At 33.5% G+C, this 281-nt stretch carries 1 rRNA gene; it reads left to right on the top strand.

Annotated elements, in window-relative coordinates:
* A 5S ribosomal RNA gene (gene rrf, locus CD113_RS12390) occupies positions 1 to 95 on the top strand; the annotation flags it as partial.
* Between the last annotated feature and the right edge of the window lie 186 nt (positions 96 to 281).

Raw genomic sequence — 281 nt, 5'->3', positions numbered from 1 at the left:
GGTCACACCTGTTCCCATGCCGAACACAGAAGTTAAGCTCCTTAGCGCCGATGGTAGTCGGACTTACGTTCCGCTAGAGTAGGACGTTGCCAGGCAATTTCTATTTTTTAGAAATTAAATACAAATTAGTTAAAAAGTTGTTGACTTAAATGTTAACTACATGTATAATTAATTCTTGTGTTGAGAAATGAACATTGAAAACTGAATGACAATATGTCAACGTTAATTCCAAAAACGTAACATTAAGTTACAAACATTATTTAGTATTATGAGCTAATCAA

The organism is Staphylococcus simiae, from assembly GCF_002902085.1.
Classification (GTDB): domain Bacteria; phylum Bacillota; class Bacilli; order Staphylococcales; family Staphylococcaceae; genus Staphylococcus; species Staphylococcus simiae.
Note: the sequence above shows the minus strand (reverse complement) of the source record. Positions and strands in the feature narration are given on the sequence as shown.